The 20,814-nt window shown below is 64.4% G+C and carries 20 protein-coding genes and 1 pseudogene; 17 read left to right on the forward strand and 4 right to left on the reverse strand.

Features of this window, described 5'->3' with window-relative positions; genetic code table 11:
- The first annotated feature begins 59 nt into the window (after positions 1 to 59).
- From tgtA to yqeC, 5 genes are all read left to right on the forward strand, one after another.
- A complete protein-coding gene (gene tgtA, locus LAQ58_RS01090) occupies positions 60 to 1,592 on the forward strand; it encodes a tRNA guanosine(15) transglycosylase TgtA (RefSeq protein WP_224448780.1) in 1,533 nt (510 codons plus the stop codon).
- 106 nt (positions 1,593 to 1,698) lie between these two features.
- Complete coding sequence (gene arcS, locus LAQ58_RS01095; protein ID WP_224448781.1) at positions 1,699 to 3,456, forward strand: archaeosine synthase subunit alpha; 1,758 nt, start codon at positions 1,699 to 1,701, stop codon at positions 3,454 to 3,456.
- A gap of 470 nt (positions 3,457 to 3,926) precedes the next feature.
- Complete coding sequence (locus tag LAQ58_RS01100) at positions 3,927 to 4,481, forward strand: hypothetical protein (protein WP_224448782.1); 555 nt, start codon at positions 3,927 to 3,929, stop codon at positions 4,479 to 4,481.
- A 153-nt stretch (positions 4,482 to 4,634) separates the two neighbouring features.
- Positions 4,635 to 5,021, forward strand: coding sequence for a DUF7971 family protein (locus LAQ58_RS01105; RefSeq protein ID WP_224448783.1), 387 nt, complete (start codon positions 4,635 to 4,637; stop codon positions 5,019 to 5,021).
- A gap of 6 nt (positions 5,022 to 5,027) precedes the next feature.
- Entirely contained in the window at positions 5,028 to 5,771 is a 744-nt protein-coding gene (gene yqeC, locus LAQ58_RS01110) for a selenium cofactor biosynthesis protein YqeC (RefSeq protein WP_224448784.1), read from the forward strand.
- A gap of 18 nt (positions 5,772 to 5,789) precedes the next feature.
- Here the strand turns inward: yqeC and LAQ58_RS01115 are convergent, their stop codons facing one another.
- Positions 5,790 to 6,401: a molybdenum cofactor guanylyltransferase gene (locus LAQ58_RS01115; protein ID WP_224448785.1), complete on the reverse strand. Its 612-nt coding sequence runs from the start codon at positions 6,399 to 6,401 to the stop codon at positions 5,790 to 5,792.
- 88 nt (positions 6,402 to 6,489) lie between these two features.
- Here LAQ58_RS01115 and LAQ58_RS01120 point away from each other — a divergent pair, with 88 nt between their 5' ends.
- The 5 genes from LAQ58_RS01120 to LAQ58_RS01140 all read left to right on the forward strand — a co-directional run bounded on the left by LAQ58_RS01120 (position 6,490) and on the right by LAQ58_RS01140 (position 10,069).
- Positions 6,490 to 8,346, forward strand: coding sequence for an aldehyde ferredoxin oxidoreductase family protein (locus LAQ58_RS01120; RefSeq protein WP_224448786.1), 1,857 nt, complete (start codon positions 6,490 to 6,492; stop codon positions 8,344 to 8,346).
- A complete protein-coding gene (locus LAQ58_RS01125) occupies positions 8,336 to 9,214 on the forward strand; it encodes a DUF7124 domain-containing protein (protein WP_224448787.1) in 879 nt (292 codons plus the stop codon). The genes LAQ58_RS01120 and LAQ58_RS01125 overlap by 11 nt, the downstream gene beginning before the upstream one ends.
- Before the next feature lie 110 nt (positions 9,215 to 9,324).
- On the forward strand, positions 9,325 to 9,591 hold the full coding sequence (locus LAQ58_RS01130; protein WP_224448788.1) for a hypothetical protein: 267 nt from the start codon (positions 9,325 to 9,327) through the stop codon (positions 9,589 to 9,591).
- Positions 9,588 to 9,734 carry a hypothetical protein gene (locus tag LAQ58_RS01135; RefSeq protein ID WP_224448789.1) on the forward strand — a complete coding sequence of 49 codons (147 nt, stop codon included), beginning with the start codon at positions 9,588 to 9,590 and terminating at the stop codon, positions 9,732 to 9,734. Before LAQ58_RS01130 ends, LAQ58_RS01135 begins: the two co-directional genes overlap by 4 nt.
- Positions 9,731 to 10,069, forward strand: coding sequence for a hypothetical protein (locus LAQ58_RS01140; RefSeq protein WP_224448790.1), 339 nt, complete (start codon positions 9,731 to 9,733; stop codon positions 10,067 to 10,069). Before LAQ58_RS01135 ends, LAQ58_RS01140 begins: the two co-directional genes overlap by 4 nt.
- Before the next feature lie 73 nt (positions 10,070 to 10,142).
- On the opposite strand, the gene LAQ58_RS01145 is transcribed toward LAQ58_RS01140, so the two are convergent.
- Entirely contained in the window at positions 10,143 to 11,378 is a 1,236-nt protein-coding gene (locus LAQ58_RS01145) for a DUF7405 family protein (protein WP_224448791.1), read from the reverse strand.
- Positions 11,379 to 11,506: 128 nt separating this feature from the next.
- Here LAQ58_RS01145 and LAQ58_RS01150 point away from each other — a divergent pair, with 128 nt between their 5' ends.
- From LAQ58_RS01150 to LAQ58_RS01160, 3 genes are read left to right on the forward strand one after another with little or no spacing between them, the layout of a single operon-like run.
- Positions 11,507 to 11,659, forward strand: a complete 153-nt coding sequence (locus LAQ58_RS01150) for a hypothetical protein (protein WP_224448792.1) — start codon at positions 11,507 to 11,509, stop codon at positions 11,657 to 11,659.
- On the forward strand, positions 11,656 to 11,937 hold the full coding sequence (locus tag LAQ58_RS01155) for a hypothetical protein (protein ID WP_224448793.1): 282 nt from the start codon (positions 11,656 to 11,658) through the stop codon (positions 11,935 to 11,937). The genes LAQ58_RS01150 and LAQ58_RS01155 overlap by 4 nt, the downstream gene beginning before the upstream one ends.
- Positions 11,930 to 12,166, forward strand: a complete 237-nt coding sequence (locus tag LAQ58_RS01160) for a hypothetical protein (RefSeq protein ID WP_224448794.1) — start codon at positions 11,930 to 11,932, stop codon at positions 12,164 to 12,166. The genes LAQ58_RS01155 and LAQ58_RS01160 overlap by 8 nt, the downstream gene beginning before the upstream one ends.
- A 269-nt stretch (positions 12,167 to 12,435) precedes the next feature.
- On the opposite strand, the gene LAQ58_RS01165 is transcribed toward LAQ58_RS01160, so the two are convergent.
- Together LAQ58_RS01165 and LAQ58_RS01170 are read right to left on the reverse strand one after the other, a co-directional pair.
- Complete coding sequence (locus LAQ58_RS01165; protein WP_224448795.1) at positions 12,436 to 13,065, reverse strand: TorD/DmsD family molecular chaperone; 630 nt, start codon at positions 13,063 to 13,065, stop codon at positions 12,436 to 12,438.
- Entirely contained in the window at positions 13,065 to 15,191 is a 2,127-nt protein-coding gene (locus LAQ58_RS01170) for a hydrogenase iron-sulfur subunit (protein WP_224448796.1), read from the reverse strand. Before LAQ58_RS01170 ends, LAQ58_RS01165 begins: the two co-directional genes overlap by 1 nt.
- 407 nt (positions 15,192 to 15,598) lie before the next feature.
- On the opposite strand from LAQ58_RS01170, the gene LAQ58_RS18870 reads away from it, so the two are divergent.
- From LAQ58_RS18870 to LAQ58_RS01185, 4 genes and pseudogenes are all read left to right on the forward strand, one after another.
- Entirely contained in the window at positions 15,599 to 15,721 is a 123-nt protein-coding gene (locus LAQ58_RS18870) for a hypothetical protein (RefSeq protein WP_255594979.1), read from the forward strand.
- Positions 15,718 to 17,009 (forward strand): annotated as a pseudogene (locus LAQ58_RS01175) (RNA-guided endonuclease InsQ/TnpB family protein). The gene LAQ58_RS18870 and the pseudogene LAQ58_RS01175 overlap by 4 nt, the downstream one beginning before the upstream one ends.
- A 63-nt stretch (positions 17,010 to 17,072) precedes the next feature.
- Complete coding sequence (locus tag LAQ58_RS01180; protein ID WP_224448798.1) at positions 17,073 to 17,243, forward strand: hypothetical protein; 171 nt, start codon at positions 17,073 to 17,075, stop codon at positions 17,241 to 17,243.
- Between the two features lie 373 nt (positions 17,244 to 17,616).
- On the forward strand, positions 17,617 to 20,811 hold the full coding sequence (locus LAQ58_RS01185; protein ID WP_224448799.1) for a formate dehydrogenase subunit alpha: 3,195 nt from the start codon (positions 17,617 to 17,619) through the stop codon (positions 20,809 to 20,811).
- Positions 20,812 to 20,814: the final 3 nt, after the last annotated feature.

The following is a 20,814-nucleotide window of genomic DNA, read 5'->3' on the forward strand; positions in this document are numbered from 1 at the left end:
AGTTCCCCGTACCGCCGGAACGCAACTCTTACCGACGCGCCGCCGAAACGCCGCCGTATATGCGCGACTGTTTCGAGCAGCGGCAGGGTGACGCGGCCGGACGCATCGGCCGACTCACCGTGCCGCGCGCCGGGGTGACCGTGGAGACACCGGCCCTGTTGCCCGTCATTAACCCCAACGTCCAGACGATTTCGCCCGCCCGCCTCCAGTCGGAGTTCGGCGCGGAGATTCTCATCACGAACTCCTACATCATCCGCAAGACCGACGACCTCCGCGAGGCGGCGCTGGACGTCGGTCTCCACGAGATGCTCGACTTCTCCGGCGCCATCATGACTGACTCGGGCTCGTTCCAGTTGGCAGAGTACGGCGACATCGACGTGACGACGACCGAGATTCTGCAGTTCCAGAAGGATATCGGCTCGGACATCGGGACGCCCGTCGACATCCCGACGCCGCCGGACGTTTCCCGCGAGCAGGCCGAGGAGGAACTCGAAATCACCAAGCAAGCTCTTGCCGACGCCGAGGCGTTCGACGCGGGTGAGATGCTCGTCAACGCCCCCGTGCAGGGGTCGACCTACCCGGACCTCAGAGAGCGCGCCGCCCGCCACGCAGACGCGACGAGCCTTGACGTGTTCCCCGTCGGCGCGGTGGTCCCGCTGATGAACGCGTACCGCTACGACGACATGGTTGACGCCGTCGCCGCCGCCAAGCTCGGACTCGGCGCAGACTGCCCGGTCCACCTGTTCGGCGCGGGCCACCCGATGATGTTCGCGCTCGCCGTCGCGATGGGCTGCGACCTGTTCGACTCCGCCGCCTACGCGCTGTACGCTCGCGACGAGCGCTACCTCACCGTCCGCGGCACCGAACACCTCGAAGACCTCGACTACTTCCCGTGCTCCTGTCCGGTCTGTGCGTCGCACACGCCCGACGAAGTCAGAGCGGCCAACGACGCCGATACCGAACGCCTGCTAGCCGAACACAATCTCCACGTCACGTTCGCCGAGATTCGCCGCATCAAACAGGCCATCCGCGCGGGAAACCTGCTCGAACTGGTCGAGGTCCGCGCTCGCGGCCACCCGGCGATGCTCGACGGCTATCGGGCGCTTCTCGACCACGCCGATCAGCTTGAACAATCAGACCCCGCCGCGAAAGGGTCGTTCTTCCACCTCTCGCACGAGAGCGCGACGCGGCCCGAAGTTCGGCGACACCACCGCCGCCTCGCGCGTCTGGACCTCGCGGCGTATAACGACGTGCTCCTGACCGAGGGCGGGACGCCCTCCGAGAGCGACTACGACGCCGTCTGGAAGGTCCTCGCCCCGTTCGGTCCGTTCCCCGGTGCGCTCTCGGACACGTATCCGCTGAACGCCCAAGTTCCCGGCCGACTCGACGACGCGGCGCGGGAAACGGCCGCAGAGGGCGTCGCAGCGCTCGTCGCCGAGAACCCCGAGGTGTCGTTCACGCTCGCCTACAACGGGTGGACCGCCGCGGCGCTCGAACTCGTCCCCGAGTCGGTGACGCTCGAACCGTTGTCGGGCGTTGTCGGCGACGAGTCGACCCAATCCGGCGACGAAGCGGCCGAACTCGACGAGTGACAGCGGCCGACTCCCGTCTCGGTCCGGTTCGAGCGACGGGCGTCGATGCGCCGCGGTTCTGACCACATAAAGCAAGATAGTTCACCCTCCGTCGCAGAGAGCGACCATGACCGACTACTTCGAGGTGCACGCCCGCGACGGGGCGGCCCGCCTCGGCGAACTCCGTCTCTCGGAGTCGCTTCCGACGCCCGCGCTCGTCGACGACGTGGTCGACGACACCGGGAGCCTCTGGGCGGCCGAACGCGAGGCCCCCGAGGGTGACGAGAACCGACTGACCGTGCTCCCGCACCGCGGCTTTCCCGCAGGAACCCGCGAGGAGGTCAAGGAGTCGTTCGCCGTCGACTACCCCGACACCGACTACCCGAGCGCGGCCGTCGTCGCCTCCGACGCCGCCCGCGAAGTGGGAGCGGACGCATACATTCTCTCGGACGCTCACGGATTCGTCGGCCACGCCGCCGCGTTCAAAGATGCAGTTATCGAAGCCCGCGCGTCGCTGCCGGCCGACACCGCGCTGTATCTCTCCGGCGTCGCTACGCCCACGAACGTCGCGACGCTCGCGTACGCGGGAGTTGACCTCGTGGATGCCAAGCGCGCCCGAGTGAAAGGGTTCGAGGGGAAATATCTCACGAGCGACGGCGAATACTTCCTCGAAGATCTCGACGAACTCCCGTGCGCCTGCTCGGCCTGTCTCGGCGGCGTCGAGGAGTTCACCCGCGAGGACTGCGCCGGACACAACGTCAACGTCCTGCGGGCGGAACTCGCCCGCGTACGACGCCGGATTCGCGACGGCCGACTCCGTGATTACGTAGAGGGACAGGCGCGTCACAACGTGTGGCTCACGGCGGCGTTCCGCGAGTTCGACCAGCAGTACAGCTACCTCGAACAGCGCACGCCGGTCATCCGCGACTCGGAACTCACCGCCGCGACCGAAGATTCGCTGCGCCGCGTCGAGATTCAGCGCTTCGCCGAGCGGGTGACGACCAGATATCGAAATCGGTTTGACTCGCCGCTGGTGCTCGTCCCGTGTTCTGCCCGGAAGCCGTACAGCGAGTCCCAGAGCCACGGCCAGTACCACGACGCTATCCAGTTCCGCGCCCACCAGGTGTCGATGACCTCGCCCATCGGCGTCGTCCCGCAGGAACTCGAACTCACCTACCCCGCCCAGCACTACGACTCGGTGGTGACGGGCCGGTGGTCCGAAGACGAAAAGCGGTTCGTCGCCGAAGTGTTGGGGCGCTACCTCGAACGCAACGAGTACCCGCGCGTCGTCGCGCACGTCCCGCCGGAGGGGTACCGAGACATCGTCGAGCGTGTCGAAAAGCGGGTTGAGATGCCGTTCGAGTACACCGTCGAGGACCACCCGACGACGACGGAGTCGCTGGCGAACCTCGCGTCGACGCTCGCGGACGAGCCGAAATATCGGAAACGAGAGCGCGAGCACAACACGGTGAAAGCCATCGCCGACTACCAATTCGGCGACGGCGCGGGCGACGCGCTCTTCTCGAACGCGGACATCCGGATGACCAGTCGCTACCCGAAACTACAGGTCCGCGACGCCGACGGCGAGCAGCTGGCGACGATGGTGCCGCAGTACGGCGTGCTCTCCTTTACGCTCGCCGGCGCGCGACTGTGGGACGCCTCCGACGCGCCGACGAAGCGAATCGAGATAGACGGCTTCGTCCCCCACGGGAGCGTGCTCGCGCCCGGCGTCGTCGACGCCGACGAGGAGATCCGTCCGGGCGACGAGGTTGTCGTCGACGGCCCGAAGGCGTTCGCCGTCGCCAGAGCGGAGATGTCGGGTCCGGAGATGGCTGAATCGACCCGCGGCGTCGCCGCCGAGGTCCGTCACGTCGACGAGAAATAACGAGCGGAACGACCGTTCACGACCGTTCACGCAAGGAATTTTGGCGGCGTATTCGCGGCCCAAAAAGGCCTCTAACGCCGGAATTCTGAATTTTCCCCCGAAACGTCGAATTTCTCTGAAACAGTCGTGAATCCGTACAGGCTCCCCGTGGTCTGTGAATCACTCCCGAGGCCGTATCACGCCGGGACGAATCGACGCTTGCGGTTGGTTTCATCACCCCATAACGTGCACCAACTGGCTATTTATCAGGTGGACAGTTGTGGCTATTTATTCGATATCGCGCTGTAAGCACTTCCGTCGGAACACGGCCACCGGAACCGGGCCTCCGGACCGGGCCGACAGACAAGCCATGTCACAGATCCAATACCACGGCAGCGATCTCCGTCGACAGGGTACCGTACCGAAGCGCCTCGCGCAAACGATCCGAGCGCAGATGGTTGCGGAGGAAGGTACTCACGGGGGGATCGAAGATGGTCGCTACAGCCACTGATATCGTCGCACCGAACGGCTGGATGTGCGAGAAGCTCTCGGCGGACGAGGCTACCTTCGTCCCCGAACGCTGGCGTCTCTCGCTGCACGCCGTTCGGTTGCCGAATCAAGAGTGGGAACTGTACTGTCGTGAGTGCGCAGGCGAGGCGACGAGCGCGACGACCATCGGGTTCACGCAGACGCGCTCGTCGGCGATAACCGCATTCGTCGAGGCGATGGAGTGGATAAACACCGTCGCCGACCCGAAACAACGCGAGTCGGAGGTGACCGAGATTCCGGTGCGCATCGGCGCGCTCGTTGACCACCTCACCGCTCGCTCCGACGTTATCGAAGGCGAGATGTGGGGACAGACGCGAAGCCAACCGTCCAACGCGACCGACCACTGGGGCGGCCCTCGCCGTCACTTCACCTCGCCGGGAGGCGGCGGGTCGCGGAGTACGGCGGAGGACATCTGGGAGTCGCTGGCGGACCACCGGTTCCGCCGAACGCGGCGAAGCGCCAGTAGGCAGAACGCGCCGAACTCGTCAACCGGCTGACGTCGACCCGCGGTACCGACGCCACGGCACCGTTTCCGTCGGCGTATCAGTCGACTCCGGCCGACACCCGTCGCGCCGTCCGACGACTGGGGGGTTCTCGGACGCGGCGGCGGGCGAGCGAACTTTTTAGACGTGGCCGCGTGATTTCGAGCCATGGAGCACGTTTCACTCGGCGTTCCCCGTCGCATCCTCGACTCGCTACCCGACGACAGCGACGCGGCCGCACAGGACATGCAGCATGCGGTTGACGGCATCGAGTCGCGCATCAACCGCGCCATCGACGAGGCCGCCGACGAGGCCGAGGCCGCCGAGTACGTCACGGACGCGCTCGAACGACTGGAGTCGCAACTCGAACGCTACGACGAGTTCGTCCCGGAGCTTCGCGCGTGGGGCCAGTCGCCCATCTACGCCATCGCGTGGCGCAACCTCCACGCCGATCTGATGCTGCAGCTGTACGAGATCGACTGGCTCACCGACCAGATCGACCGCGAGCGGAACCACCGCCTCGTCGAGGATGGCATCCGCTTCGGAAAGCGGTAGCGTCGCATGCGACTCGCCGACGCACTCGCCGCACGCGAGGGGATGACTTGCGTCGTCGGCGCGGGCGGCAAAAAGACGACACTGTACGCGCTCGCGTCGCGTCTCGACCGGGCCGTCGTCACTGCGTCGGTCCGGATTCCGATTCCCTCGCTCGAAGAGAACGTCGAAGAAGTCGTCGTAACCGACGACCCGCTCGCTGCCCTCGAAGAAGCAACGCTCGACGACTTTCCACTCGGCCTCGTCCCCGGTCAGGCCGACGACGTGCGGTATCACGGCTACGAGAACGAACTCCTCGACCGCCTCGCCGCGGCGCACGACGGACCGGTGCTCGTCAAAGCCGACGGCGCACGGATGCGCGATTTCAAAGCGCCGAGCGACCGCGAACCGCAGATTCCCGACGAGACGGCGACGGTGCTCCCTATCGCCAGCGCGCACGTCGTCGGCGAACCGCTGGACGAGAAGATGGTGCACCGCCCCGAGCGAGTCGCCGAAATTGCGGGAATCGACGTGGGCAACGCGATTACGACTGAAACGGTCGCGGCCGTGCTCGCCAGCGACGAGGGGGGATTGAAGCGAGTTCCGGAGGGGGCAACGGCGGTTCCGGTCGTGAACAAAGTTGACGACGAACAACTGGCCGATGTGGGGAGAGAGATCGCGTCGAAAATCTTGGAGCGCGCCGGCGGGCGAGTGGAGCAGGTGGTGCTCGCGCGGATGAACCGAGAGGATGCGGTAGTCGGCGTGGTAGAGTAACTCCGTCCAGCCGCCGTCTTATTCGAACTCCTGCGCGGCTTCCTCGAACTCCTCACGCGTGTTCAGGTTTTCAAACGTCTGCAGGCTCCCGTGCTCGGCAATCTCGCTCTCGTCGACGACGACGTAATCCAACTCGAACAGCGGGTCGATAATCTTCCGCGAACCTTCCGCGAGCGCCGCGTCGCAGGCGTCGGCCATCGAGTCCGCCCGGTAGACGGCGTGCGTCGTCTGAAACCACTGATCGTCCAACTGCGGCACGGCCGCGTCGTGACCTTCGACGCGCTCGAACAGGTACGCGACGACGTCGGGGTTGACGAACGGCATGTCGCAAGCGACGACGACGGCGTATTCGCCCGAAACGGCGCGGAGACCGGTCCGAATCCCCGACATCGGACCCTCGTCGGGCGTCTCGTCCTCGGCGATGGAAACGGGGTGCGGATAGTCGCTGAAGGCGTCGCGAATCGCCGCCCGCTGGTCGGCGCGGCAGTTGACGACGAGCGCGTCGACGACACCGGCGAGTCGGTCGCCGACGCGGCGAATCATCGGCGTTCCGGCGAGGTCAGCGGTCGCTTTGTCGGCGTCGCCGAAGCGGGTCGAACGACCGCCGGCGACGATGACTGCCGTGCGCATGAGCGGTGATTCGAGGGGATGAGGTATGCCTCTTGCGCCGGGCCGCGCCGCCAACGCTTATTGCTACCAAGCATCATTTATAAACCAGATGACAACCCCCATGCGCGACACCGTGCTGCGGGTGGACCTCTCGGCGGAGACCGTCGAGAGAGAGCGCGTCCCCGAGAAGTGGCGACGCGACTACCTCGGCGGGAAGGGGTTGGGCGCACGCTACCTCTACGCCGACCTCGCCCCCGGCGTCGACCCGCTGGGTCCCGACAATCTTCTCTCCTTCATGCTCGGCCCGCTCTCGGGATATCTCCCGGGCGAGACGCGCTACGCGGCGGTGACGAAGTCGCCGCTCACCGGCGGCTTTCTCGACTCCTACAGCGGCGGGTCGTTCCCCGAACGCCTCGCCGGGTCGCTAGACGACTGTCTCGGCGTCCTCATCACCGGTCGCGCGGAGCGGCCGGTCACCCTCGTCGTCGACGACGGCGCGGCGACGATAGAACCCGCCGACGACCTGTGGGGCCGCGACACCGTCGAGACGGACGCAGCGTTCCCCGACGCCGCAGTCGCCTGCATCGGCCAGGCGGGTGAGTCGACAGTGGCCTACGCCACCATCGCCTCCGACGGCGGCAACCACCACGCCGGACGCGGCGGTGCAGGCGCGGTGATGGGGTCGAAACGACTGAAAGCCGTCGTCGCACGCGGCGACGCCCCCGAGATACCGCCCGCACTTCGCGACGTGCGCGACCGGTACGAGCGCGCCTACGGCGACCACAACACGGGGCGTTGGCAGGCGGCCGGGGAGACGCTTGAGAGCGTCGACTTCGCCAACGAAGTCGGCGTGCTCGCCACCGAGGGCTGGCAGCGCGGTCGGTTCGAGGAGGCCGACGACATTGGTATCGAGGCCGCCCGCGAGGCCGCCGTCGGTCGAGAACGCGAGGACGACGCCACCCCCGGCGGGTTCCGCGTTCCGACCGACGACGGCGAGCACGAAAGCGTCCCGCGTGGGGCCGCACCGATGACGCTCGGGGCCGGACTCGGTGTCGACGAGTTCGACGCCGTTGCGGCGCTTGGCGCGACGTGCGACCGCCTCGGCGTCGACGTGATCAGCGCCGGAAACGCCGTCGCGTGGGCCGTCCGCGCCGATGACGCCGGACTCGTCGAGACCGACGTTCGGTTCGGCGACGACGAGGCGGCGCGGCGACTACTCGTCGCCATCGCTTCGCGCGACGGCGAACTGGCCAACGCGCTGGCCGACGGCGTCGCCGACGCCGCGCGCCGGTACGGCGGCGACGACCTCGTGCCGACGGTCAAATCGATGGAACTGCCATCGTACGACCCCCGCGGAGCGGTCGGGATGGCGCTGGCGTACGCGACGAGCGACCGGGGGGCCTGCCACCGCCGCGCCCGTCCGGTCGAGCGCGAGGTGTTCGAGGCGTGGGACGACGCCGACGCGGTTGAAGCCGTCGCGGGAGCGCAGACCATTCGCTCGGTCCTGTGGAGCCTCGTCGTCGACGACTTCGTCGGCGAGACGATGTGGGACGACCTCGGCCGGGAGTGGCTGGCCGCGGTCGGTCTCCCGCACGACGCCGAGGAACTGAGCCGAACCGGCGAGCGCATCTGGACGCTCGTCCGCCTGTTCAACGTGCGCGAAGGCTTCGACCGGAGCGACGACGCGCTCCCCGAGGCGCTGCGCCGACCCCTTACCGACGGCCCGGCGGCCGGACGCGCCGTCGACCCCGAGACGTTCGAGCGACTGCTCGACGCCTACTATGCCGTTCGCGGCTGGGGACCCGACGGTCGCCCGACCCGAGCGACAGTCGAGCGGCTCGGTCTCGGCAGCGTCGTCGACGACGAAACGCCGCTGGCGGACGAAACGGCGACTCCCGACCCCGCAGGGGCGGACGGACCGACCACGACCACCGCGGACAACGAACACGAGACAGATGACAGATAGCATCGACCTCGACGAACTGGACGTATCGACCGACAGCGACGCGGAGAAACCGAATCGCGGCGACTGGTTCTGGAAGGGCGAGGGCGACCCCGAAGACGAGACACTGGAGACCCGCGACGGTGAGGGCGAGAACGAGGCCGAAACCGGTGCCGAACTAACCGACGCAGATACTGAGCTTTCCGACTCCGAGACGCTCGATCCCGAGACCTCCGCCTCCGGTGCGGCCTCCGACTCCGGCGCGACCCCCCGGGACTCCGACGCCGACCACAGCGCGATTCCACGGGTTCCGCGGACGAACGACGACGCTCCGGTCGGCATCCCCATCCAGGGCGGCGGCGCGGGCGGCGCGGCGACGGGAAGCGTCGATGACGACGCCGCGGCCGAAGGCGAGCAAACGGAACCGGAACCGACGGGACCGCACGGCAGCGGTCCCTCCGAGATGACGATGGCGCTGACGTACGAAGCGGTGAAACGGCTGGAGAACCCCGCCGCCGCGTTCGCCGACGCCGAAGGGTGGACCGACTGGCTCGGTATCGTCGGCGACGTGGACGCGCACGTCATCACCAAGTTCCAGCGCGAGTCGGTCGTCGACGCGGACTTCTTCAACGGCACTGGCACCGGCCCGGCGGAGCGACTGGCTGGTATCGACGAACGCTCGATGTTCTTCGCCGAGCGGATGGTCGTCGTCGGCGTCGCGGGCGTCGACGACTACATCGCCGAGGAGAGCGGGTGGGAGTTCGTCCCCCTGGAGACGGCCGCCGAAAAAGCTGGGTGGCCGCTCGTCGACGGGAACGAAAGCGGAGAGAACGGCGGCGGCGAGAACGGCGATGTCAGCGGGAGCGACGACAGCAGCGTCAAGCGGCAGTGACGACGACCGCACTAGTGACTGTTCCGAGAGCGGCAGCGAGGCGACGAACCGCCGGAACGCCTGAAACTAGACGTAAACTTTTGTGACTCCGACACGCACTAGCACACAGTATGAGTCTCAGAAATGGATTCCGCCAATCGTGGGTGCTCACGTTCGGCATCCTCGCCGCGATGGCGTGGCTGACGCTCACCGCGCTACGAGTGTTCTCGCTCGTCGAATCGCCGCTGGCGTGGACCACCCCGACGCTCGGGACGGGCGCGATGGGCGGGCTCGTCGGAATCGTCGTGATGGTCGTCTTCGTCGGCGTCCTGCTCGTCCTCTTCGGTGAACTCGGCGAGTCCGACCCTGCGCCGAGCACGTGGCCGCCGGAGAGATGACGCAGTTCGAGTGCACCGAGTGCGGCCAACTCGGACAGTTCGGGCGCTTCGACGAGTCGTCGCTGACGATGCGCTGTCCGGTCTGCGAGGAGCAGACGCTCTGGACCGTCGCCTTCGCCGACGAGGGAGGGGTGTCGTTTTGACGCTCGTCGTCCCGCTCAGCGATCGGTTCCACGAGGCGGCCGAGGAGTGGGCCGATATCCGCCTCATGGAGACCGAAGACGCACTCGAAGTGAAAGCCGAACAGGCGCTTCTGGAAGTCGAACATCTCGTCTCGGGCGTACACGAGGTTGAGTTCACGGTTGAAGACGGCGAACTTCGCTACGATCCCAGCGACGAGTTGGCCAAGTTACTGTCGAAACACGCGGAGAACACCGGCGTCGACGAGGCGACGGTGTTGGGCCTCCACGTCGACCTGTTCGCCCGCGTCTTTCTCGACGACGATGCAAAGCGACCATCGAGCGCGCCGCCGAAGTGACCCTCTCGACGGATTATTGCGGCGAACCACGTCGCTCAACGCACCAACTATCAATCGAGGGACTGCGAACAATTCACAGCAGCGGGAACGAGCGGTCGTTCCGCGCGGGGACGTAGAAATTCGCTCGCGACGTGACGCGGATGAAGTTCAAAATCCCGTTGTGTTCGCGGTCGGTGATGTCCGGGCTATCGTCGCGGACGTACCAGCCGTTCATCGCTTTTCGCGTCCGCCGAAAGTGGTCGAGTTTCCGCTGGAAGGTGACGAAGTGGACGCCCGGTTTACCGCCGTCGACGGTATTGAAATCGCGTCGCAGCACTAACGGTTCGTCGGTGTCGTCGCGGCGGACCTGCGCGACTTTCTCGTGGTGACCGACGACGTCGTGGTCGCGGGCGTGTTCGCGGACCTGATTCGAGAAGGGTACGTCGTCGGTGAATTTCGCCACGTCGTCCTCGGTGAACTCCGGGGAGAACATCCGCGCGATGCGCTCGTTTTCGTCGAGCGTGCCGTACCAGTCGCGGAGGTTCACCGTTAGGCGGCTGAGGTGCATCGTCGTCCCGTCGACGAATCGCCCATTGGGGATAGCGACGCTCTCCTCTCTGGGTTGTGTCCGATTGCGCCCGGAGAAAAAGCCCATGAACATCTGCTCGTCGCCGGTCAGCGCGTCGCCGGGGACGCCCTCGGCGTCGGCGTGTTCCGCGGGGAGTCCCTCGCCGAGGAAGCCGGTTCGACGCCCGCGAACCCGGAACACGTCGCCGAGACGGTGGTCGACCGACTCGCCGCCGAGGCGCTTTCGGGAGCCGAACAGCGCGCTCTCGGCAGCTGCGAGGTGCGACGGGAGGTCGCTCTCCAACACGAGCGCGGCGTCGAACGACTGGAGATCGGGGTCGTCGGTCCGCGACAGCACTTGCGGCGGGTCGATGGGGACGCGCGAGAGTTCGCCAATGCGCTCGAAGTAGTTCGTCCCCCACGCCAACGTGTGAAAGAGACCCTCGTGGTGCCAGTTGTACGCCGCTTCGAGCGTCCGCATCGCCTGTTCGACGGTCCGCGCGTCTTCGACCGACGGCTCTCGCTGGAGGTCTAACAGGAGGATACGTCGGTAGCGCGCCTGCAGGTGGTTGCCCACGTCGTCGGTCGGTAGGTACTCGTTCTGGGCGAATTGGCGGTCCGGGAGGCGGTCGCTGCGCGGATTGGCCGAGAGGCCGTCGACGCCTGGGCCGGTCGCCGGGTCGAGGAGGCGGCTACAGCCCGAGAGACCGACGGTTCCTGTCACGACCGCGAGATGACTGAGCGCGGTGCGTCGTGAAACCACGGCGTCTGGTAGCTCAGTACCGCTGTTCGCAAAAAGCTGTCTGTCGCCTCGGAGAACTGTCACGTCGTCGGTCCGAAACTCCCACCGACAGTACATTTATTCGCTCGCTCGCACAACTCTCGACAACGATGCTTCCGACACCACTCCACGTGCAGGGTGCGACCGGCATCAACGGGCCGCTTCCGCTGGAAGTCGCCCTCCTCTCGCTCGGACTCGGAGCCGTCGTCCTCGGATTCGTCGCGTACGACGCCTACCGCGCGTACGGGGAGTACGTCTCGTGAGCGGCGCTTCTCGGTCGGTGGCGGCCGTTGCGCCGAGCGCCGAGACGACGCTCTACTACCTCCGGGTAACGGTGTACTCGCTCGCGACGCTGCTATGCTGTTCGCTTCTGGTCGTCGGCACCGTCGCCGTCATCGCCGAACTGAAGGGGACGTGGCACTGGGCGATACATCTCGAATCGACGATAAGCTACATGGGCGTCTTCGTCGGAGCGCTGCTGCTCCCGCTGATTCCGTTGACGGCGACGCTACTCGTCTCGCGGTGGTGGTTCGATGCGTAGCCGCTACGTCACCGCGCTTCGGCGCTTCGCCGTCGTCTCCGTCGTCGGTCTCTGCCTATCTGTGTTGGGCGTCGCCGTCGTCGCCATCGTCGCCGAGTCGTACGCGACGTGGGAATGGTATTTCCGTATGGAGCAGGCGATGAGCCTGCTGATGCCCGTGACCATGGCGTTTCTCTGTCTCTCCGTCGCGTCGGGGTTCGGCGTCGTCTACGCCGCCGACCGACGCTGAGCGTTGCTGCCACGTCGACATCGCCGACCGAGGTTGAGCGTCGCTGCCACGTCGACGGCACCGCGTTCGATCGCGTCCCAATCTGTTATGGAATCAGGTTTTCTACAGGGGAAGGCGAACGCCGATTCGATTGTCAGCGTCTTCCGCTCTGCGGATCTGATGGGGGGCGGAGACTCAGCAAGTCGTTCTTGTGCTCGGCTGCTGGCTGACAATCGGTACTTACGCACCGTGAGCGGCGCGGCCGGTTTGGAGACCATCTGCGCGACGAGTTAGGAGATCATCTGCGCGACGAGTTCGTCCTCGAACTCGACGAAACCGGCGAAGACGAGCGCCGCCGCCCGGAACAGCGGTTCCTCCGTCTCGTTGAGCACGTCGTCGACGAACGCCTCGTGCCACGTCGCGAGATGCTCGTCGAGGAACACGCGCTCGTAGCCGAACGCCTCCTCCGCCCCATGAAACTGCCGCTCGACGAGGTACCGGAGGAACGCGAGTTCGACGGCGATGAAGTCGTTCTCCTCACCGTACTCCTCCGGCGGCTTCCACCCCGCGGCGGCGTAACTCGCTTCGACTTGCGCGAGCCCCTCACCGATGAAGTCGGTGTCATCGCGGTAGTACGTCTCGTGCGCCAGGACGGGCGGGCGCGGCCCGACGAACACGCGCGTGTACTCCTGCGCCAGTTCATCTCGAACCGCTGCCGGGTCGCGTCCGTCGTTGTTCGCGACGAACGTTCTGAGCAGGTCGAACCCCTCGTCTAACGAGGTGTTGACTTTCGCGTCCGGCAACTGGAGGCCATCGCCGAGTAAGTTCGCGACGAACGTCTCGTCGGGTACGTCCCAGAACACCTCGATGACAAAATCCACGAGTTCGAGGCGGGCGTCGTAGACGGCGGCGTCGTCCATCACTGGGCACCTCCGTTCTCGAACAGGAGGCGTGCACGGCAGTCTCCGCAGTAGTCGAAGACGCTGGCGTCGGCGCCCGGCGCAATTCCTTCGACCACGTCGCCGACCTCGCCTTTCACTTTCTCGATGGAGCCCCGACTGGCAAACGGTTTCCCGCAGCGGACGCACTCGACCATCTCGCCCTCGTATACCGTCTCCCAGCGTTCGCCGCTGTTGCGTTCGGGGAGGCGAGCGAGATCCAACCCGGTTTCGATGGTGATGGCCGTCTCCGGACAGCCTTCTTCACATAGCCCGCAGTTGACGCAGTCCTCGTGGCTGAACTGCAGGTCACCGTCGTCGGTCCGGCGGATGGCGTTGGTCGGACAGAGCGTCGAACAGGTGGGCGTGAGGTTGCACGCCTCACTCACGTCCATCAGTCCGAACGTCTCCAGCCCTCGAATCACGTCCCGGTCGGGGTCGGTGCGGGCGACGATGGCGCGGACGCTTTCGAGCGCCCAATCGTGTGTGTTGAACGCCGGGTTCGGCTTATCGTCGCGGACGACGCCCGTCGCGCGGTGTTCGCCCGCCGGAATCGGCGTCTCTGAGAGGCCGTCGACGAACGCCTCCAATTCGGCGACGAACGATTCGTGTTCGGCCGGGTCGGGCGCGAAGAACGCGGTTCTGTCGCCGAGGCCGAGGTCGGCCGTCGCGCGGTTCAGTCGCTCGACCAGTTCGGCTTTCGGGTCCGGTCCGGAGTGCAGACAGCTGTCGCCGCAGCCGACGACGGCGACTCCGTCGGCTCCCGCGGCGAGCGCGTGGAGCACGTGCGCCTCGCCGACGGTGTCGGTGCAGTTCACCGAGACGGGGAGGACGGGCGGGTAGGTGAGGTCGGTTCCGCTCGCCGCGCGGCGGCCGTAGGCGCGGAGCGCGTCGGCGGCACGCTCCGAGCAGACGAAGGCGACGACGGGCGTCTCGATGCCTTTCTCGCCTCTGCTGAACAGCCAGCCGCCGCCTTGCTCCTCCACGTCGAGAAGCGCCTCCACTTCGCGGGCGAGGCGCTCGTTCGACGGTTCGCGGAGCATCGTCGCGCCCGTCGGGCAGGCGCTCGTGCACGCGCCGCAGTCCTGACACGCCACCTCGTCGAACTCGACGGAGTCAACGGTCGGCCGTCGGACGGCGTCGTGCGGGCAGGCGTCGGTGCAGGCGGTACAGCCTTGCTGGCTGGATTCGCCCGCCGCGCAGACGTCGAGGTCGAGGTCGAGATGCTTCGGCTTTGTGACGCCGCCGAGTAGACTCTCGACGGCGGCGACAGTTCCGGCGTCAACGGGGCCGGTGTAGTAGCCGAGTCGGCCGCCGCGCGCCGCGGACGAGCCCTCGGGATACACCACTTGGTCGACTTCGATAGCCCGCTCGATGCCGGAGCGGTCGATAGCGTCTGTTGGACAGCACTGCTCCCACTCGCCGCCAGGGGCATCGGGGTCGATGTCGACCGGGTAGCGCGTCAACATCCCCTCAGGACCCTCCTTCACGCACTTCATACAGGAGACGCAGTCGTCTGTCACCTCCGAGTGGAGCGTGAGTCGAAACTCGCCGAACTCACCCTCGACGCCGACGACGCGCCCGCGTTCGACGGTCACATCCGAGAGATCGACGTCCGAATCGTGGAAATCGCGGCCGTCGGCGACGAGCGTCACCTTGGCGGAGTCTGCGAGCGCGGCGGCCGTCTCGGCGTCGCCGACGACGACGACGGCGTCTCCGGCGTCTTGGGTGACGCTCCGACTCGCCGCCTCGTGTTCGAGTCCGGCGCGACGCGCGTTCAACAGGCGGGCGGTCTTGTCAGTCGCGGCGTCGCGGTCATGGACCCAGCCCGCGCCCGCGCGGTGGTCGACGAACGAGGTGGCCTCCGGATGGAGCCCCTTCTCCTCAGCGAGCGCCCGGAAGCGGCGCTGACAGCCATCGTCGGGTGCAGTGACGAGCAACTGGTCAAGTTCGTACTCGTCGACGAGCTGTGCCATCGCGGGGAGACCGTCTTCGCACAGCAGCGTCGAGCTGGCGACCACGTCCACGTCGCGGACGCCGTCTCGCGTTCGTTCGAGGTCGATGTCGCAGGTGTCGCCGCAGGAGCACACAAAGGCGCCGACGTTCATACTCGTGTGATAGCTTACCACACATGAAAGCCTTTGCGCGCCGACAGGATTCAAAATAAACGAAATATCTCTTCAGGGAGAGAGTTGACAGAAGAACTCCGTGGTTTTGGAACGTTATTGGGCCAGCCACGGTGGTCATGGTAGCCACAATCGGAGCCCGCCGACCGCTCGTTGAGTAGCAAGTAAACTACCCCACCCAACTCGTTCGCTACGTTCGCTTCTTGAAGTCGGAGGTACCACCTTGAATTACCTGAATTGAGGCGCTAAGGCCCCTTCCTCACCGAGCGAGCGAAGCGAGCGAGTAGGGAGGGGATACAGCGCCGCACAGTTCTCGGACACGTTCGACACTCAACCCACAGCCCCACGTAATCGCAACCGTTTAGTACGTGGTTTGCATAAATTATGGTGTGGCAACGCGCAAGACCATCTCTATCCGCGACGATCAAGAGGAGTGGATTCAGGAGAACCACCTGAGTCTGTCCTCGTTCGTCCAAGAGAAACTTGATGAACTCATCGAAGAACGCTCGTGAACTACAACTACAGGTATCGACTCCGACCGTCCGACGCTCTCGCAGAACAGTTAGCGTGGACTGTCGATACCTGTAGACAGGTCTACAACCACTTCCTCTACCGACTCAACCGAAACGACGACACTTCGGCGTACTCCGAACAGAAACTTCTGCCGAGTCTCAAGAAGTGGTGGAACGACCTGAGAGACGTTCACTCGAAAGTCCTACAGAAAGTCGTACAGCGGTTGTACGACAACCTCTCGACGCTCCGAGGGCGAAAAGGGAACGGCTACCGCGTTGGGACGCTCAAATGGAAGGCACCGAGCGAGTACCGCAGTTTCACCTACAGTCAGTCCGGCTTCAAGCTCAAGAACACGAGCGGTCGAACGCGACTATGGTTCTCAAAACTCGGAGAAATCCCCATCACCTTCCACCGCGACGTTCCCGACGACGCCGAAATCAAGACCATCACGGTCAAACGCGAACCCACCGGCAAGTGGTACGCCATCCTCGGCGTCGAAACCCCGGACGACCCGCCCGCGAAACCGGAGAATCCCGAGCGGTGTGTCGGTATCGACGTTGGCATACTCAAGTACGCCCACGACACCGACGGAACTGCGGTCGAATCGCTCGACCTGTCCGACGAGCGCGAGCGGTTGGAACGCGCACAGCGCGACCTCTCGCGGAAACAACACGGGTCGAACAACTGGGAGGAACAACGCCGTGTCGTGGCCGAACGCCACGGCGACCTGAAGAACAAGCGTCGTGACTTCCTCCACAAGCTCTCGAACTACTACGCCCGAGAGTACGACCTCGTGGCGGTCGAGGACTTGGATGCGAAAGGCTTGGTCGAACTACCGGGCAACTCGCGGAACCGAGCAGGTGCAGCGTGGGGAACGTTCCTCTCGTTGCTCGAATACAAGTGCGAACGTGAAGGAACGCACTTCGTCACCGTGAATCCGCACGGAACGACGAAAGAGTGTGCGTCCTGCGGCGTTTCGACGGACAAGCCGCTGTGGGTGCGCGAACACTCGTGTCCGGCGTGTGGGTTTGAGGCGGATAGAGATGTGAACGCGGCGTGGAACATTCTTTCTCGCGGTATCAAAAAGCGGTTAGGAGCGGGACGCTCCGAATCAACGTCCTCAGAATCGCAAGGCGATTCTGATGTGCGAACGAGAGCTTTGCTCTCGTTAACGCCTGTGGAGACTGCGCTCGCTGTGGACACCTCGGTGTCTGCAAAGCGCGTTCGCCAGATTCCGTGGAAACAGGAAGCCCCACCCTCAAGCGTGAGCCAAAAGGAGAGCGGTAGGGTGGGGTAGTTCACGCTGAAAGACGGGGTAACGCCTAAACCACTGGCAGTCTATGTTAAAGTATGACACACAAAGACAGCGGTTGGCGACCGAGCGTCGGAACCCAGACGTACGCCGGGTTTGAGCTCTGGGATCACGGCTCTGCCCCACACAAAATCAACGATGCCCAAGTCGACGGTGACATCAAATTCGACTGGGAGGAAATCGAGCGAGCGATTCGGTCAAGAGAGTAGCAGCTCTCAACATCTGATCGAATCTTCGCTAGCGGATCACCGCTTAGCCTACGGCGAGCGGTCCAAGTGTTCCCGTGAGACTATGATCTAAAGGCGGTCTGAGTCGATCTCTTCGGAGTTCACTTCGCCAACGGTACCGAAACGCGTCACCGAACCGTAGAGTAGCGAATTCTATTCTTTTCTCCGACAATTCTTCATGCCGTCTTGTATTTCGTGCATTTTCTCTTACTCGAAGAATTAATAGAGGGAACGATAATAACTGGCGACTGTATCCCAGTTCCACCATAACACTCATTATTAAACATGCCGGACATTTGAGCATGTGCATAGATAACAGTGGACAATCACCGCAGTTGAAAGATAGGTGGGGACCATGAGTTCGGAACCCGTTTCGCTGGATCTCGACCGTCGGTCGTTCATGAAGGCTAGCGCGCTCGCCGGCGCACTCGCGTTGGGAGGAAGCGCAACAGGTCAGGTGCTCGCTCAGGGCGAAAGTGACGAAGAGGACGGCGCAGATACGGAAGGGGAACTTGTAAAGACGATCTGTAACTTCTGCGCCGTCGGCTGCGGGTTCAAAGGCGAGCGGAAGGGCAACGCGTTCGTCGGCCAGGAACCGTGGTTCGAACACCCAGTCAATAACGGTTCGCTCTGCTCGAAAGGTGCAGCGATTTACGGCAGTGAACACTCGCCGAAACGACTGAAACACCCTATGAAACTCGAAGAGGGCGAGTGGAAGAAGATTTCGTGGGGCGAAGCAATGGGCGAAATCGGCGACGAACTCCTGCGTATCCGCGACGAGTACGGCCCGGATAGTGTCATGTGGCTGGGAAGCGCCCACCACGCTAACGAGGAGGCGTACGCCTTCCGTAAACTCGCCGCGTTTTTCGGAACAAACAACGTCGACCACCAAGCGCGCATCTGCCACTCCACGACCGTCGCCGGTCTCGCAAACACGTGGGGCTACGGTGCGATGACGAACACGATAAACGACTACCGGAACTACGACCTCGACATCATCATCGGGCAAAACCCCGCCGAGGCTCACCCAATCGCGATGCAACACATCCTCGAGGGTCAGAGACGCGGCGGCACGATCGTCTCGGTCGACGCCCGGTACACGAAGACGTCGGCACACGCTGACTACTTCTACCGTATCCGTCCCGGTACGGACGTTGCGCTGATGATGGGGATTATCCGCTACCTTCGCGAGCAGGGCGAACTCGATCAGCAGATGATCAACGACCGGGTCCAAGGGTGGCCCGACGTCGACGCCAAACTCGACAGATACGACCTCGACACAGTCGAAGACATCACTTGGGTGAGCAAGGATGACATCCAGGAGCTCGGCGACCTCATCATCGAGAACAAGCCGAAAGTCCAGATCGAGTGGGCGATGGGCGGAACCCAGCACAACAACGGGACCCAGAACATCCGTTCGTACGCGCTGACGAGCCTCGGGTCGGGCTGTGCGGCCCGCAGCGGCGGCGGATTGCAGGTAATGCGCGGCCACTCGAACGTCCAGGGCGCGACCGACCTCGGCCCGAACAGCCACATCCTTCCGGGGTACTACTCCAATGACTCGCCGGGGTCGTGGGCTTACTGGACCGACGTCTGGAACGAGAGCCCGTGGACCAGCGGGAGCATCTCCATATCAGAGATGTACGATCGCTTCGAGATGATGTCGAAGGAGAAGTACGAGGCGCAGGGCGGCTCCGAGTCCACCTTCGAGAACGAGGGCCTCGCGATCACCAGCCGATCGATGATGCTCCAGAACGGACTCACCGTCGCCCGGTGGTTCGAGGCAGCCCTCGACAAGAAGGACCGGCTGAACCAGTCCGAACTCTACCAGCCGAACAAGGTGAAGGCGGCCATCTACGACGGACACTCCACGAACTCCATCAGCGAGATGGACCAGCAGAAGAAGGCGTTGGAGAACCTCGACCTGCTGGTCGTCGTGGACATGTTCCCGTCGTTGGCGTCGGTGATGCACAACCGCGACGACGGCGTCATCCTATTACCGGCGTCGAGCCAGTACGAACACCACGGCACCGTTACCAACTCCCACCGCTCGGTGCAGTGGCGCAACCCCGTCCGACCGCCGGGCCACAACTCCAAGACGGACATGGAGATCATCCAACTGTTCGCCGACGCGCTCGGATTCGGCGAGCATTTCGACTGGGGAAGCGGAAACGGCCTGTTCAACGGGCGTTCCACCTACGAGGATGCGCTCCGCGAAATCAATCTCGGAGTGCGCACCATTGGCTATCAGCAAGATCCCGAGCGTCTCCAGCGCCAGTACGAGTACGACTGGGCGTTCAGCACGGAAGACCTAAAGGTCGACAAGCCTGGGCTCCCGGTCAGCGGCGAGTACTGGCAGCTCCCGTGGCCGTGCTGGGGTGAAGGACATCCAGGTACGCCCATCATCTGGCGCGCTGATATCGACCCGCGCGAGGGCGGCCAAGACTTCCGCGCCCGCTGGGGAACGAAAGCGCCGACGCCGCAAGAGTGGAAGAAGATGAGCGACGAAAAGGGTATTCAGAAAGAGTACCCGTTCAAGGAGACGGTGAAGCAGCAAGGCCAGAAAGGTCTAGAAATGCTTCGAGCGCCGTACAACCCGGACTGGTATGGTGGCAAGGAGATAAAGGGCGTTCCGGAGTACCCCAACTTCTCCACTGCGTGGCCGAAGGATGTCACGAATCCCGACTCGCTTTCGATTCCGTACGAGTACGCGCTTCGAGCGGACAAATCGCCCTACGATGCTGCGAAGGAGCTCAAGAAGCGCGGCGCCGACGTCAACCCGAAGGAGTACGAGCCGTTCGACGTCAAGCAGCCTGATCCACCGACCGGTCGAGGGCGTGCCCGCGGTGTCGCCTGGGACTTCTTGGACACCGTCCCCGTCCACCGCGAACCGGTCGAGAGTCCGCGCCCGGACTTGGTTGAAAAGTGGCCCGCAAATGGTAAGCAGACGAACTTCTATCGGCTTGACCAGAACAATGCGGAGGTCCAGAAACGAGCGACTACGGCGGCGCAAAAGCAGGGCATGAACATCATCATGACGACCGGACGCCAGGTCGAACATCAGGGTGGTGGGTCCGAGTCGCGCTCGAACATCTTCCTAGCCGACCTTCAGCCGCACATGTACGCCGAAATTCATCCGAATCTGGCCGAGCAAATTGGCATCGACGGTGGTGACCTTGTCGTCGTCTCGACGACAGACCGGGGGTCTATCCTCGTGAAGGCGCGGGTAACCCATCGACCGAACGAGAAAGAGACGTTCCTGCCGTTCCACTGGGGTGGTGTCTACCACGGGAAGAGTCTAGAGGACAAGTACCCCGACGGAATGGCACCGTTCGCCATCGGGGACAGCGTGAATCTCATCACGTCCCGCGGGTACGATGTCGAGACCCAGATGCAGGAAACGAAGCCTGCGATGGTGAAAATCCAGAAGGCGACTACCGACCTGCTCGAGAGGCTAAATATGGATACCGACCTCACGTTCCCGCAGGACCGTGATGGCGTCGGCCTGCAGAAAGATTTCGACGTCCGTGACTCGAAAACTGTTCAATGAGGT

Origin of the sequence: Haloprofundus salilacus (assembly GCF_020150815.1) — an archaeon.
GTDB classification, from domain to species: Archaea; Halobacteriota; Halobacteria; order Halobacteriales; family Haloferacaceae; genus Haloprofundus; species Haloprofundus salilacus.